This is a genomic window from Roseateles sp. P5_E1 (assembly GCF_054049335.1).
Genome location: NZ_JBFUMN010000014.1, coordinates 1 through 13,903, shown reverse-complemented (window position 1 = coordinate 13,903; position 13,903 = coordinate 1). Strand labels below are relative to the sequence as shown.

14 protein-coding genes are annotated in these 13,903 nt (G+C 66.7%); 6 read left to right on the top strand and 8 right to left on the bottom strand.

The window, feature by feature from the left end; translation table 11 throughout:
• Positions 1-9 precede the first annotated feature (9 nt).
• Together ACXJKJ_RS13860 and ACXJKJ_RS13855 are read right to left on the bottom strand one after the other, a co-directional pair.
• Positions 10-465, bottom strand: a complete 456-nt coding sequence (locus ACXJKJ_RS13860) for a hypothetical protein (RefSeq protein ID WP_457390517.1) — start codon at positions 463-465, stop codon at positions 10-12.
• Between the two features lie 2 nt (positions 466-467).
• Positions 468-881 (bottom strand): VOC family protein, encoded by a 414-nt coding sequence (locus tag ACXJKJ_RS13855; RefSeq protein WP_457390516.1) that lies wholly within the window; start codon positions 879-881, stop codon positions 468-470.
• 151 nt (positions 882-1,032) lie between these two features.
• Between ACXJKJ_RS13855 and ACXJKJ_RS13850 the strand changes: the two genes are divergently transcribed.
• From ACXJKJ_RS13850 to ACXJKJ_RS13840, 3 genes are read left to right on the top strand one after another with little or no spacing between them, the layout of a single operon-like run.
• Positions 1,033-1,632: an RNA polymerase sigma factor gene (locus ACXJKJ_RS13850; protein WP_457390515.1), complete on the top strand. Its 600-nt coding sequence runs from the start codon at positions 1,033-1,035 to the stop codon at positions 1,630-1,632.
• On the top strand, positions 1,629-2,138 hold the full coding sequence (locus ACXJKJ_RS13845) for a hypothetical protein (protein ID WP_457390514.1): 510 nt from the start codon (positions 1,629-1,631) through the stop codon (positions 2,136-2,138). The genes ACXJKJ_RS13850 and ACXJKJ_RS13845 overlap by 4 nt, the downstream gene beginning before the upstream one ends.
• Before the next feature lie 19 nt (positions 2,139-2,157).
• Positions 2,158-3,303, top strand: a complete 1,146-nt coding sequence (locus ACXJKJ_RS13840; RefSeq protein WP_457390513.1) for a hypothetical protein — start codon at positions 2,158-2,160, stop codon at positions 3,301-3,303.
• 3 nt (positions 3,304-3,306) lie between these two features.
• Here the strand turns inward: ACXJKJ_RS13840 and ACXJKJ_RS13835 are convergent, their stop codons facing one another.
• From ACXJKJ_RS13835 to ACXJKJ_RS13825, 3 genes are all read right to left on the bottom strand, one after another.
• Entirely contained in the window at positions 3,307-4,371 is a 1,065-nt protein-coding gene (locus tag ACXJKJ_RS13835; protein WP_457350996.1) for a homocysteine S-methyltransferase family protein, read from the bottom strand.
• A 130-nt stretch (positions 4,372-4,501) separates the two neighbouring features.
• Positions 4,502-5,389, bottom strand: coding sequence for an alpha/beta fold hydrolase (locus tag ACXJKJ_RS13830; RefSeq protein ID WP_457350998.1), 888 nt, complete (start codon positions 5,387-5,389; stop codon positions 4,502-4,504).
• 300 nt (positions 5,390-5,689) lie between these two features.
• Complete coding sequence (locus ACXJKJ_RS13825) at positions 5,690-8,719, bottom strand: hypothetical protein (RefSeq protein WP_457390512.1); 3,030 nt, start codon at positions 8,717-8,719, stop codon at positions 5,690-5,692.
• A gap of 455 nt (positions 8,720-9,174) precedes the next feature.
• Between ACXJKJ_RS13825 and ACXJKJ_RS13820 the strand changes: the two genes are divergently transcribed.
• Genes ACXJKJ_RS13820 through ACXJKJ_RS13810 form a run of 3 tightly spaced genes read left to right on the top strand, consistent with a single transcriptional unit; the run spans position 9,175 to position 12,256 of the window.
• Positions 9,175-10,758: an ABC transporter substrate-binding protein gene (locus tag ACXJKJ_RS13820; RefSeq protein WP_457390511.1), complete on the top strand. Its 1,584-nt coding sequence runs from the start codon at positions 9,175-9,177 to the stop codon at positions 10,756-10,758.
• Complete coding sequence (locus ACXJKJ_RS13815) at positions 10,755-11,654, top strand: LysR family transcriptional regulator (protein WP_056192080.1); 900 nt, start codon at positions 10,755-10,757, stop codon at positions 11,652-11,654. The genes ACXJKJ_RS13820 and ACXJKJ_RS13815 overlap by 4 nt, the downstream gene beginning before the upstream one ends.
• Entirely contained in the window at positions 11,651-12,256 is a 606-nt protein-coding gene (locus ACXJKJ_RS13810) for a M15 family metallopeptidase (RefSeq protein ID WP_457390510.1), read from the top strand. Before ACXJKJ_RS13815 ends, ACXJKJ_RS13810 begins: the two co-directional genes overlap by 4 nt.
• On the opposite strand, the gene ACXJKJ_RS13805 is transcribed toward ACXJKJ_RS13810, so the two are convergent.
• The 3 genes from ACXJKJ_RS13805 to ACXJKJ_RS13795 all read right to left on the bottom strand — a co-directional run bounded on the left by ACXJKJ_RS13805 (position 12,228) and on the right by ACXJKJ_RS13795 (position 13,897).
• Positions 12,228-12,710 (bottom strand): GNAT family N-acetyltransferase, encoded by a 483-nt coding sequence (locus ACXJKJ_RS13805; RefSeq protein WP_457390509.1) that lies wholly within the window; start codon positions 12,708-12,710, stop codon positions 12,228-12,230. The genes ACXJKJ_RS13810 and ACXJKJ_RS13805 overlap by 29 nt on opposite strands.
• Positions 12,711-12,786: 76 nt before the next feature.
• The gene (locus ACXJKJ_RS13800) at positions 12,787-13,071 is read right to left on the bottom strand and encodes a hypothetical protein (protein WP_457390508.1); all 285 of its coding nucleotides are present in this window, start codon (positions 13,069-13,071) and stop codon (positions 12,787-12,789) included.
• Between the two features lie 670 nt (positions 13,072-13,741).
• Positions 13,742-13,897 carry a transposase gene (locus ACXJKJ_RS13795; protein ID WP_457390582.1) on the bottom strand — a complete coding sequence of 52 codons (156 nt, stop codon included), beginning with the start codon at positions 13,895-13,897 and terminating at the stop codon, positions 13,742-13,744.
• Positions 13,898-13,903 lie beyond the last annotated feature (6 nt).

Below are 13,903 nucleotides of genomic sequence, written 5' to 3'. Positions count from 1 at the left end.
CGCCAGGTTTCAACGCACTGGCGGGCCCAGCAGACAACGCCGCGCCGCCAGCGCGATGGGCAACCCGAACACGAAGCAATGCGCCGCAATCGCCGCCGCGTCCAGCTTGGGCGGCCAGAACGGCGTATGCAGGGCTGACAGCGGCAGCACGACGTTGTTCATGCCGAAGTAGACGACAAAGCCGTAGGCCAGGCCGGCGGCGGTCGCATTGCGCAGCAGGACGGGCAGGCGCAGCGCCACCACGCAGAAGATGGCGGCCCAGATCCATGCGATGCCGTAGTGCAGCGCCACGCCCAGCGCAAAGGTCTCCGGCCCGCCGCCAAAGGCCGCCTCGCGGCCGATGAGGCCGGCGGCGACGCCCTGGAAAACGCGCAGCTTCATGCCGTAGTAGCTCAGCGCAAAGATCAAGTCGCCGGTGCCGGCCAGCAGGCCGCCCCAGACGATGGCGCGGGTCAGTGGTTTCATGCTCATGTGATGCTCCCGGGCGGGCCCTTGAGTTCGACGACATTGCCTTCGGGGTCGCTCAGATAGATGGACGGCCCCTCGCCTTCGGCGCCATAGCGGCTCTCGGTCTTGCCGGCTTCGACACCGTGAGAAACCAGGTGAGCACGGATGGCTGCCGCGTCGAAGGGTTCGACGCGCAGGCAGAAGTGGTCCATGTTGCGACCCTCGGCGCCGGGCGCTGCGCCACCCATGCGGCCGAGCTTGCCGGCCACCGGCACGAGGTCGATCAGCGAGTGGCCAGCGCGCAGTTGCACCAGGCCGATCTCGTCCTGGCGGCGCTCGATCGAGCAGCCCAGCGTGTCGACGTAGAAGCGCACCATCGTGTCCAGGTCGATGACACGCAGCACGAGGTGGTCAATGCCTTGCAGCTTCAGCATCGCGGCGTTCTCCTTTTTTCGGTGCGCAGCATCATGCCGCGCCGGGCCTGTGCTGAAAGTGACGGCGGGTTTGTCCGGAGTAACGAAAGGGCCTGCCCACGCTCAATAGAGGCATGCAAACCCCGCAGGCCCTCACACCATGCTGCCCGGAATGAGCTGGCTGACCCGCCTCGGCTTTGTCGCGCCGGCCGMTTCGGCGTCAGGTGATGAGGCGGCCCTGATGGCCCGCGTGGCCAATGGCGATGCCGATGCGCTGGCCCTGCTCTACCGGCGCGAGAGCGGCTCGGTGTATCGCTACGCGCTGGCCCTGGCCGGCGACGAGGCCACCGCGCTGGACGCCGTGCAGGAGGCTTTTGCCCAGCTGCTGCGCGGCCCGCAGGCCTACCAGCCCGGCCGCGGCTCGCTCGGCGCCTACCTCGCCGGTATGGCCAGGCACCAATTGCTGACCCAGTGGCGCGACGCACGCCGCCACGTGCCGCTGGACGACTCGCTCGACACCGATGACACCGCCGAGCCCATGCCGGGCAGCGACACGCGTTTGAATCAAAACCAGCGGCAGGACGGCCTCTGGGCCGCCATCCGCCGGCTGAGCTGGCCGCAGCGCGAGGCCATCGTGCTGGTGGACCTGCAGGAGCGCAGCTACGACGACGCCGCGGCGATTGCCGGCGTCAGCGTCGACGCGCTGCGCACCCGCCTGCACCGCGCCCGCCAGCGGCTGACCGACCTGCTGGCCGTGGGAGAACGACCATGAGCATCGACAACGACACGCCAGCCTGGCTGCTGCCGGCCCGCGCGGACTTTTCCAAGCTGCAACCCGGCGCGGAACAGGACGCCGCCGTACTTGCCTGCTTGGCCGAGCAGCAGCACCTGCTGCGCGTGCGCCGCATGGCGGCTGAAAGGGCCGAAGCCCATGAGCCGCGCTGGCTGCGCCGCCTCGCCTGGGGCAGCGGCGCGCTCGGCGCCACGGCCGCCGTGCTGTTGAGCGCCATGCTTTTGCTCGACCCGCCGGGCAGCCAGACCGCCCAGGCCGCCACGGCCGGCAGCGGCTTCATCCCGCTGGTGTCCGAGCGCGAGTTCCAGGCCGCGCTGACGGCCGAGCGCAGCGCCGCCGTGTGGCTGCAGCCCACCGAACTACCGCGCGAGCGCCTGGCGTTGCTGGGCCTGCCCTTTGACGCCGCACGCGCCGACGAAACGGTGCGCGCCGAACTGATGCTGGACCCGAGCGGCCAGGTGCTGGCCGTGCGCATCCTGAATTGACTTGACGACGGAGAACGACATGAAGAAACCCATCACCGGCCTGGCACTGTTGGCCCTGGCGGCCTCGGCCACCGCGCTGGAGGCCGACCGCCTGATCGAGCGCGATTTCGAACGGGATATCGAGCGCAGCGTGCAGATCGCCCTGTCTGACATGCCCGTGCGCATCGCTTTGGGCGACCAGGCCTTGAGCTTCGCCGGCCGCGAGCTGGAGAGCGAGCGCGTCGTCAGGGGCGCGCCCTACTGCGCCACCGCCGTGCACGAGAACGTACAGACGCTGGGTGACGGCAACCGCATCGTGCGCAAGCAGCAAAGCCAGCTCTGCCGCGACGGCGAGGGCCGCACTCGCCGCGAGGTGCAGCGCGAAGGCGGCCCCAAGGTCATCTACCTGAACGACCCGGTGTCCAAGGAGAGCTGGGTCGTCTACCCCGACCAGAAGCGCGTGCAGCGACTGCGCAGCAACGCGGCCTGGGCGCCTGGCGCCGACGCGGCGGCCCATGCCGCCTGGGAAGCTTCGATGCAGGACTGGGGCGAGCGCATGAAGGAACAGGCGGCGCGCTGGAAGGAATGGGGAGGTCGGGTCGCCGAGCGGGCGCGCAGCGTGGATGCGGAGCGCGTGCGCGCCCGGGCGATGGCCGGTGAGCCGGGCATCGTCATCGAGCAGGAGCTGATGACAACACCCGCACCGGGTGCCAGCGCCGTCGAGCGTCGCCGTGAGCTGCGCGTCATCCGCGCCAGCGAATTGCCCGCGCCGCCTGCCATGCCCGCCCCACCCACACCGCTGATGGTGCCCACGCCCCCTGTGCCGCCCATGCCGCTGCTGCTGCCTGGCATGCTGCCGCGCGAAGGCGGCACGACGACGGCGCTGGCGCCCAAGGAGATCGACGGCCTCAAGGTCAGCGGCGAACGCACCACCTGGACCATCGAGGCCGGCAAGATCGGCAACGAGAAGCCCATCGTCAGCACGCGCGAGGTCTGGCGCAGTCCGGAACTGATGCTGACGGTCATGAGCCGCGACGCCGACCCGCGGATGGGCGAACAGAACTACCGGCTGGAGAAGCTCAAGCGGGGTGAGCCCGACCCGGCGCTGATGAAGCCGCCGGCGGAATTCAGCGAGAGCCCGCGGCGCAGCGCCAAGCCAGCAAGCGCGCCGAACCGCGCCTCCTGAGGCTCAGGCCGCCGCCAGCATCTGGCTGAAGAACTTCTCGCCACTGACGCGCGGCTTGTAGGCCGACACGGCCTTGGCAATCGCCGCGATGTGGTCGGGCGTCGTGCCGCAGCAGCCGCCGGCGATGTTCAGGAAGCCGGCCTTGGCGAACTCGCCCACGAGCCGCGCAGTCACGTCCGGCGTCTCGTCGAAGCCGGTGTCGCTCATCGGGTTGGGCAGGCCGGCGTTGGGGTAGCAGCTCACCGCCACGTCGCCCGCCACCTTGGACAGCTCCTCGATGTAGGGGCGCATCAGCGTCGCACCCAGGGCGCAATTCAGGCCGATGGCGATGGGCCGCGCGTGGCGCACCGAGTGCCAGAAGGCGGTCACCGTCTGGCCGGACAGGATGCGGCCGGAGGCGTCGGTCACCGTGCCGGAGATGATGACGGGCAGGCGCTCGCCGGTGTCTTCCATCAGCTCGTCCAGCGCAAAGATGGCGGCCTTGGCGTTGAGCGTGTCGAAGATGGTCTCGACGAGGAAGAGGTCGCATCCGCCTTCCAGCAGCCCCTTGGCCTGCTCGTAGTAGGCGGCCCGCAGGGTGTCGAAGTCGACGTTGCGTGCGCCGGGGTCGTTGACGTCCGGGCTGATGGACGCGGTGCGCGGCGTGGGGCCCAGCGCGCCAGCCACATAGCGCGGCTTGTCGGGCGTCGAGTACTTGTCGCAGGCGGCGCGGGCCAGCTTGGCCGCCTCGACGTTCATCTCGTAGGCCAGGCCGGCGAGGTCGTAGTCCTCCTGGGCGACCGAGGTCGCACCGAAGGTGTTGGTCTCGATCAGGTCGGCGCCGGCGGCCAGGTACTGCTCGTGGATCTCGCTGAGCACGTCGGGCCGCGTGAACATCAGCATCTCGTTGTTGCCCTTCAGGTCCTTGTGATGGTCCTTGAAGCGCTCGCCGCGGTAGTCGGCCTCGACCAGCTTGTAGCGCTGGATCATGGTGCCCATCGCACCGTCGAGCACGGCGATGCGTTGCTGGAGCAGGGCGGGCAGGCCCTGGGCGCGGCTGTACTTGGGGGTTTGGGCGATGGACTTCATGGCGCTATTTTCGCTGGCTCCTGGCGCGTGAACCGTTGACGCGCAGGAAACCCTGATTTGCGAGCATTCCTACGATAGGAATCAACGCGCCAAGACCATGTCGCAGCTCGGGCAATGGCCTCGAAAGCCCTTAATCCTCGTTGAAAAAGGCTTGCGCCTCGGCCAGCACCACCTCGGGCACTTCCTCGGCGATGTAGTGGCCGCTGTCAACGGCGCGGCCGCTGACGTGTTCGGCCGCCGCCTGCCAGAGCTTGAGCGGGTCAAAGCAACGACCCACCACGCCATTGGCACCCCACAGCACGCGCAGCGGCGGGGTCACACGCCGGCCCGCGGCACGGTCGGCACGGTCGTGTTCGAGATCAATGCCGGCGCTGGCACGGTAGTCGGCGCAGACGCCCGCGGCCGAACCCGGTCGCACCATACAGCGCTCGTATTCCGCCCAGGCCCGCTTGTCGAAGAAGCCGCTGCCCCGCCGGCCCATGCCGTCGCGCAGATAGGCGATCGGATCAGCCTCGATCAGGCGCTCCGGCAGCGGCGCCGGCTGGATCAGGAAGAACCAGTGCCAGTAGGCACGCGCAAAGGCCTCGGTCGTGCCCTCGTACATGGCCAGCGTGGGCGCGATGTCCAGCAGCATCAGTCTTGTCACAGCCTGGGGGTGGTCCAGCGCCAGCCGGTGGGCCACCCGCGCGCCGCGGTCATGGGCGAGCACGGCGAAGCGCTCATGGCCCAGGGACTGCATCAGCGCGATGGCATCCCGCGCCATTTCTCGCTTGGCATAGGCCGCGCTGCCCTCACCGGCCGGTGGGCGGTCGCTGTCGCCATAGCCGCGCAGGTCCATCAGCACGATGCGTCGCGTCTTCGCCAAGGTGGGCGCAACCCGGTGCCACATCGCCATGGTCTGCGGGTGGCCGTGCAAAAGCAGCAAGGGCGGTCTGCCGGATGCCGACGGGCCGCCCTGGCGGGCGAACAGCGTGACGCCGTCGCGCTGAACGGTTAGCGGTTGGAAGTCGGCCCACATCGTGGACCGATTCTGCCGCCACCTTCAGTTGTCCGCGGCGCAGTGCCGGTGCCGCAGCCGACGGGGTCGACATCTTGCGGGCCGAGCGCTGGGCCGCTCCCGAGCCGGCCCGCGCTGGCGATGTGCTTGCGGTTCGATGCCGCAAGCATCGCCGTCCCCCCCGGGGGCTGAGGCCGGACACATGGCGCCCAGTGGGCGCCATGTGCCTGCCGAAGGGCTGCGGCACTGCCGCAGCGCGGTCTGCAAGACCGGTCGGTCGCACCGCGTTCAGCGGTGTGCGGCCGGACGAGGGGCTGCATGTCAGGCCGTGCGCAGGAAGTAGAGGTTGGCGCTGCCACGCGTCAGCAGCACGAAGCCACGCAGAGCCGGCACGTAGCGCATGCGGTTCTGCAGGCCGCTGCCGTTGTCGGGGGTGGGCGCGATCTTCTGGCTGCCGCCGTTGAGCAGGCTCATGTCCCAGACATTGCTGTCATTGGGAGTGACGACATAGACGCGGCCCGCCGCTTCGCCCTGGCCGCTGTAGAACAGGAAGCGGTCACTGTCCGGGTCATAGTCCATCGCCGCATAGCTCGGCTTTTCGTTCTGCCATTGCGTCAGCGCGCTGCTGGCGTTGAATGTGACGGCGATCTGCTGGCCGCTGCCCAGCGGAACGCGGCTGGCCACCATGCGCTGCGGGTCGAAGCCCTGGCCGTCGCCCCATTGCAGGCAGAACATCTGGTTGCGTCGCGCATCGAAGGCGATGGGCCAGCGCACCGCGTCACCCACGGGGTTGGTGACGAGGTCCGTCCACTTCTTATCGACGGGCGACCACTTTTTCAGGCCAGTGCTGACAACCTCGCCGGTCGCGCGGATCTGCGCAGCACCGTAATAGCCCGAGGGCATGTCGGCCCAGGTGCCGGCCTTGTCCCAGGTGTTGGTGTCGAGGTTGAAGGCGTCGACCTTGGCAAAGTCCCAGGATGAACCGTACACACCGCGCGCACCGAACAGCATCAGGCGGTTGATCTGCGGAATGAAATGAGCCGTGCTGTAGATATGGCGCGACGACGGCATGCCATCGGTGTAGTGGGCAACATTCTGCGCGTAGCTCTTGCTGGCCGCCAGGCGCACCTTCCAGGTCGGCGCGTCCGACGCGAGGCTGATGGAGACGACCCGGTTGTCATAGGAATCGGTATGGCCACCGGCCGCCGCGATGATGATTTCGCTGGTGCGGTCGTTGATGGCGATGCCGCTGTAGGCATCGACTGCCGCGCCGCCGGCGCCAGCCGTGCCGGGGATCTCGAACCAGGTGTTCAAGGGCTTGCTGGCCAGCCAGCTTGGAATGACCCGCGCCGGCGCCACCGACCAGACCGGCGCGCTGTTGAAGGCATCTCGCAGCGCCGGATAGTTGCTGGCCGAAATGAGGCGCTGGTAGGCGGTGGCGGCGCCGTCGACGCCATGCCTGACTGCATAGGCCATGGCCGTCGTCAGGTTGCCCCATGCCGCGCGATCACCCGGCATGATCTCGCCCGCCAGCTTACCTTCCACGGTGCCAAACCAGGCCGGCAGGCTGGCATAGCTGGCCAGGTAGACAGCTGCATCGTTGAGATGCCAGGGGCCCTTGCCGGTCTGGAAGTCGGGCACCGCAACAGGCGAAATGCTCATGGTGTAGACGGCCGCGTTCACGTACCAGAAGCCGGTGGCCGGCCCCAGGCGCATGACGGCGCTGCGCGCCTTCCAGCGGAAGAAGGCCGCGTGCTTGGTTTCGACGGCCGCCGGTACCGGCAGGCCCATGGACAACGAGTAGCCGAAGGCGGCGGTGACGAAGTCCTGCTGCCAGACCGCACCGAACTGCATGGTGTTCTCGTAGCCTTCGCCCGGCTGGATCCAGCCATAAGGGTTGTTGGGCTGGGCGACGTAGACGGCGTGGAAGTTCTCGATGTTGGACTGCACGCAGTTGATGAACTCCTGGCGTAGCGTGGTGTCGTCGTCCGGCGTCACGTTCAGCGCCTGCGTCAGAGCGCGCCACTGCCACGCAGCGGAACGGGTCTGCCAGCCGCCGAAGCAGGACTGCACCAGGCCTTGCGAGCCACGGCGCATGTTGGGCTCGTCGGCCTTGCTCAGGTAGTTCAGCGTGGCGGCGAACTGCACCTGCTCCATGAAGTACCAGCGGCCCGTGACCAGATAGGCCATATAACCCACCGACGGGCTGTGGGCGCAGTCCCAGCGCGGCGACTGCGTGCCGGTAGGCTGGGGCGTGAACTGGCTGCGCGTCGAACTGCCGAGGTCGCTGACGCGGCTGTCCTTGTGCAACACCAGGTTGGGGTACTGGGAAAAGCGGATCGGGCGCTGCGTCTTCTCGTCGCGATAGAACAGCGGATAGCGACCTGCCGCGAAGCCGTTGCGCACCACGGCCGCATAGGTGTTGCTGCTTTCGCAGGTCAGATAAAGCGCGTCATGCATCGGCAGCAGGCCGATGGGTTCCTGGTAGCCGGTGGCCGCCATGGAGTCACCTGCGTAGGTGAAGTTGGCCTTGTCCAGCGGCGTGTAGCTGGTCACCAGCCACTGGGCGACGGCGCCATTGGCGTCCACGCGGGCGCTGTAGGTCGGCACCTGCTCGGTGGCCTGCAGATAGGCCAGGTCATGGCGCGGCGTCACGTCGGGGTCGGTGCCTAGCCAGTAGGACAGGGCCGTGCCGTTGATCAGCGCCGTGCGGCAATGGTGGGACAGGTCGATGGTGGCCGAGAAACGCTGCGTGCCATTGATCTTGAAGGTGTAGGTCGCCGCCTTGCTGGTCGGGCCCGCCACCATCAGGTAGCCGTTCTCGATCCAGGGCAGGATCTCGACGGCGCCGCCGGCGAACAGGCGCACCTCCAACCAGGCCACCAGGTGAGCGTCACTGCCCACCGGCTTGCGGAAGACCCAGGACGACATCTGCGCGCCACTGACCCAGGTGGCCTGCGGCGCATCCCAGTCGGCAGCGCCAAAGCTGGCCGTGCCGAGGCTGCCGGCGCCAACCTCGGCGGTGATGCCAGTTTTCTTCAGGTCCGCAACGGTCAGCAGCGCAGCGCTGCCAGCGCTGGCTGCAACGCGACGCAGCCGCACGGTCAGCAAGCTGTTGGCCGTCAGGTCGGCAAAGCCGGCGATCTGGGCGAACTTCAGGGAGCCGTCAGGCCAGGTCGTACGTGGTGTGACCTGCAACACAGACAGGCTAGAGCCCACCGTGCTGCCCGCCGGGATGTCGCCGCGCTTGAAGGCGAAGCCCAGGCTGAAGGGCGCCTTGGCTTGCGTCTTGGTACTGACCAAGCTGAACTGCATCGCGCCAGTAAACAGGCCGAGCGTCGGAGTGGCCACAGGTGCGGGGGCAGGAGCTGGAGCCGGGGGCGGAGCCGGAACGGGTGCGGGGGCAGGAGCGGTCGTGGGCAGCTTGATCACCGAAGCAGTGACGGTCGCTCCGTCCGACGCAGTCGCCTCGGCCATGGCCTCTCCCCCTCCACCACCGCAACCGGCCAAGGGAACAGCTCCGCCAAGAGCGGCTGAATACTGGAGGAATTTACGGCGCTGGGGGTCAGTCATGGAAAAGCAATCCTTAGCAGCGAACGTCGCTGCACTTCGGTACTAGGGGGGTGGCCTAGGGGGGCGGAACGGATTCTGATGGCAGGCCCTGACGGGACCGTGGCTAAACGTTACGAACTAGGGGGCGCGGAGGGTATAAGTTTGGGTTATGCGTCTCGACCTTCGCCGCCCTTGCCGCGACGGGTCGTGCTCCAAACAATTCCCGCCCGTTCTCCCTCTGAAAAGCCACCGTCATGAAGCCCCTGCACTTCGCCCTGCTGACCCTGGTTGCGCTGGCCAGCGCGCCTGCGGTGCAAGCCCAAAACAAGCCGCTGATCTACTGCGCCGACGCCAGTCCGGAAGGTTTTGACCCTGGAATGTGGGACAGCGCTAGCACCAACACGGTCAGCGCACAGATGTTCGACGGGTTGCTTGGCTTCAAACGACCCACGACGGAGCTGACCCCCAAGCTCGCCACAAGCTGGGAAATCTCGCCCGACGCGAAGAGCTTCATTTTCAGATTGCGGGACGGCGTGAAGTTCCACACCACCCCCTGGTTCAGGCCCACCCGCAACCTCAATGCAGATGATGTGCTGTTCACTTTTCAACGCTTCATCGACCCCAACCACCCGTTCAACAGGGCGTTTCCGGCAAATTTCATCTACCCGCAGAACCTTGGACTGACCAAGCTGATCGAGGGCATCGACAAAATCGACGACCGCACAATTCGTTTCCGGCTTCGTCAGCCCAATGTGACATTCGTCGCAAACTTCGCCTTCGCCTGGGCGGGCATCCAGTCCGCCGAGTACGCCGCGCAGCTTCTGAAGGAAGGAAAGGCCTCGCAAATCAATGTGCAGCCGGTCGGCGCGGGGCCCTTTCGCTTCAAAAGTTATGCCAAGGACGACGTGCTGCGTATGGAAGCGCACCCAGATTACTGGGGCGGCAAGCAGCCCACGTCGAATCTGGTCTTCAGCATCAGCCGTGAGCCCAATGTGCGCGTGCAGAAGATCGCCGCCGGCGAATGCCATGTAACGGCAGCCCTGCGCGACGTCGACATCGCCCCGCTGGCGAACAACGCCAACATCAGCATCGAGAAGATCCAGGCGCTCAACATCTCCTACCTGAGCTTCAACCTGAAGAAGCCGCCCACCGACAAGCGCGAGGTGCGCGAGGCCCTGGACATTGCCGTCGACCGCGACGCCATCTTCAAGGCCCTGTTCCCGCGCGGCGACGCCATGCAGGCCGTCAGCGCCTTCCCGCCGGCCATCCCCGGCTACAACAAGAAGCTGAAGAACGAGTTCGACCCGGCGAAGGCCAAGGCGCTGCTGGCCAAGGCGGGCTTTCCCAACGGCTTCGAGATCGACCTCTGGGCCCTGCCCGTGCAGCGCCCGACCAACCCGAACGGCCAGTTGATGGCCCAGCTCATCCAGCAGGACTGGGCCAAGATCGGCGTGAAGGCGAACATCAAGACCTTCGAATGGGGCGAGTACCTCAAGCGCGCCAACAACGGCGAGCACAACGTCTACATGAGCGGCTGGAGCGGCGAGACCGGCGACGCCGATGACTTCCTGACGCCCAACCTGAGCTGCGCGGCCAACAAGAGCGGCATCAAGTTCTGCAACGCAGAATTCGAGAAACTCATCGACGAGGCGCGCGCCACCCCCGACCAGAAGAAGCGCATCGCGCTGTACGAGAAGGCCCAGGAGATCTTCAAGCACGAGCGGCCCTGGATCACGATGGCCCACTCCACCGTCTACATCCCCATCCGCAAGGACGTGGTGGGCTTCAAGATGGCGCCCAACGGCTCAGTGAACTTCGAAGGGGTGTATCGCAAGTGAGGCTGCGCCACATCGAAGTCTTCCACGCCATCATGCAGGCCGGCACCATCAGCGGTGCCGCCCAGCTGTTGCACATCTCCCAGCCCGCCGTGACCAAGGTGCTGCAGCATTGCGAGCTGCAGCTCGGCATGGCCCTGTTCGACCGCGTGCGCGGCAAGCTCTACCCGACGCCCGAAGCCCAGCGCCTCTTCGTCGAGATCGACAAGCTCAACCGCGATCTCGTCGGCATCCGCCGCCTGGCGGCCAACCTGAAGAGCGGCGAGAGCGAGCAGGTGCGCCTCGTTGCCACACCAGCCCTCGCGATGGCCATCGTGCCGGCCGCGATGACGCCCTGGTGCAAGGCCTACCCGAACGCGAGCTGCTCGCTGGCCACCCATCACACGCGAGAGATCGTCTCAGCGCTGCTGCTGGGCGAGGCCGACCTGGCCCTGTCGCTGCAGGACCCGCGCCACCCCGGCATCAAGGCCGAAGTCATCGCCAGCGGCGCCATGGTTGCCCTGTGCCCCTTGAACAGCCCCGAGGCCAAGGGCGAGGGGCCGCTGGGCCTGGCCGACATCCGCACCGAGATCGTCGGCCTGCAGAGCGACGACCCGCTCGCCGGCCTGCTGCACCACGCCGGCGAGGCCCTGGGCCAGCCGCTGGCCAGCCGCATCACCGTGCAGACCTACCAGCTCGCACGCGCCCTCGTCGAGGCCGGCGTCGGCATGACGCTGGTGGACCCCTTCACCGCCGCCAGCGCCGACGCCAGCAAGGTCCGCGTGCGGCCACTGTCACCCACCGTGCCGGTGCAGCTCTATCTGCTCAGCGCCGCCAGCGCGCCGCTGGGCCAGGCCTCGCGCCGCCTGGTCAAGTTCATCACGGCCGCTGCGCACGAACACCTTTCTCGACTGCCGTGATTCGCATCGAAGACATTGCCTCGCATTCGGACTTCCGCCCGCTCGCCTCGCTGCAGCACGGCATCGCCGTGGATCTGCGCTACGCGACGGCCGACAACTTCGTCGGCCATTCCGTTTACGCCGGCATCGACTGCGCCTGGCTGCGCCGCGAGGCCGCGGACGCGCTGGAGCAGGCCGCCGCATGGCTGCATGAGCGCCGCCCCGGCTACCGCCTGCTCGTGCTGGACGCCCTGCGCCCCCAGCGCGTGCAGCAGCGCCTGTGGGACGAGCTGCAGGGCACGCCGTTGACGATGTATCTCGCCAACCCCGAGCGCGGCTCCATCCACAGTTTTGGCATGGCCGTGGACCTGACGCTGCTCGACCCGCAAGGCCGCGAGGTCGACATGGGCAGCGGCTTCGACGAGATGACGCTGGCCTCCCACCCCGACCACGAGGCCGAGCACCTGGCCCTGGGCGCGCTGACGCCCGAACACCTTGTGGAGCGTGGCTGGCTGCGCGCAGCGATGCGCGAGGCGGGCTTTCACGGTATCGCCACCGAGTGGTGGCATTTCGACTTCGGCGACCGCGTCGCGGTCAGGCGGGATCTGCCGCGGGTGCTTTGACGTCGATGCGCTTCTCCATGAAGACGCTCAAGGGATCGTCGGCATAGCCGCCGTAGGGCCCGCGGCGGACGTAGCCGCATCGGGCATACAGCGCCAGCGCTTCGAGCTGGTAGGGCCCCGACTCCAGCGTCACCAGCCCGCAACCCCGAGCGGCCGCTTCGGCTTCCAGCTCGGACAGCAGCCGCTGGGCCAGCCCCTGGCCACGTGCCGCCGGGCTGATGAACATGCGCTTGAGCTCGCCGAACTCCGGGGTCAGCACGACTGCGCCGCAGCCCACGGCCCGCCCCACCGTATCCCGGGCCACGGCGAAGACGACGTTCGGCTGGGTCAGCGAAGCCAGGTCCAAGGCATACCGGGCTTCGGGCGGATAAAGGGTGTCCTGGTAGGCGTCCAACTCGGCGATGAGGGCGATGACCTCCGGCTGGTTGGCAGATTCAAAGGTGATGCTCGTCAAGCAAATGGCTCCATGGCTTGTAGGGAAGGCATAACTCGCCTGACGCGCCGGTCTGCGTCACGGCCTGCTCACTCAGTTAGGTGGTGGGCCCAGACATCATCCATTCCGATGGCGCGATGTCATAGGAGTCTTGTGCACAGGCAACGGCCTCCTCAAGGGTTTCATGCCAGGTATCGGCGGCATAGCACCCATCCAACGAATGGCAAACAAGCAAGAAGTTCTTGTTTCCATCGTCTGTGATCTCGAATCGAAACTCGATCTCCAGCGCGTTATCGTCATCAGGATCTGCGGGCGACCACCCACTGTTTGGGTGCCCGAGGATGCGTACCGCTCGGCGAGCGATGGTTGCGTAGGATTTCATTGATGCGCTCTGACGTTGAAGTTGAGCGGCTGACCGAGGCTTGCCGAGGGCAGTCCGCTCGAAAGACCGGTTAGGCGTCATTTTCACCACTTTGTGTTTCTGTCGCGCTATGGGTTTCTGTAAGAAATGGTGGTGGCTCGAAAGCCAAACACGCCCCAAGCCCGATTGATGCCAGGAACCACGGGAGAAGCATCCACCCCCTTACTCCAGAGGCTCCAAACGTGGCTAGGAAACCAGCCAACGCTAGCCAGCCAATAAGGACAGCGATTGCACTCGTTCGCGTTGCTCGTACCACTGGAAGAAATGACCAGCCCACTCCGAATAGCGCGAATGCCGCTGCGAAAGTGAGTCCATCACGACCTCCTCCGGAAAAAATCCCGCTCAACATCGCCAACACGATCGCAATCACACTGCCTATCGTTGCGACAACTGCGCGGACGAGGAATTTTCCGAGTAAGGAGAACGTGAGGGACTCGCTCATAGTTTGACGCCTAACGAGGCTGGGCAATAACCCGATTTCTGCGATGCCCGCAGCGGCTGATCACCGTAGATGCTGAGGAATTCTTCATCGTTTGATGCATCGAGGCACCGACCCGATTGGATTGGACCTTGTGAATGCCCTGTGTGGCGCTTCTGGCGCCTTGCTCGCGTTGCGCACCTTTCCCATTCCTCATGATCGTTCGCCTCTATTGGCGATTTTCTCGATGTTGTGCACCAGGCAGAACAGCCGCCACTGCGTGCCGACCTTGTCCTTGCCGCGCAGCGTGAAGCGGCTCAACCGCTTGTTGTGGCGCAGGTTGGCGAACACCGGCTCGACGGTGGCGATGCGCTG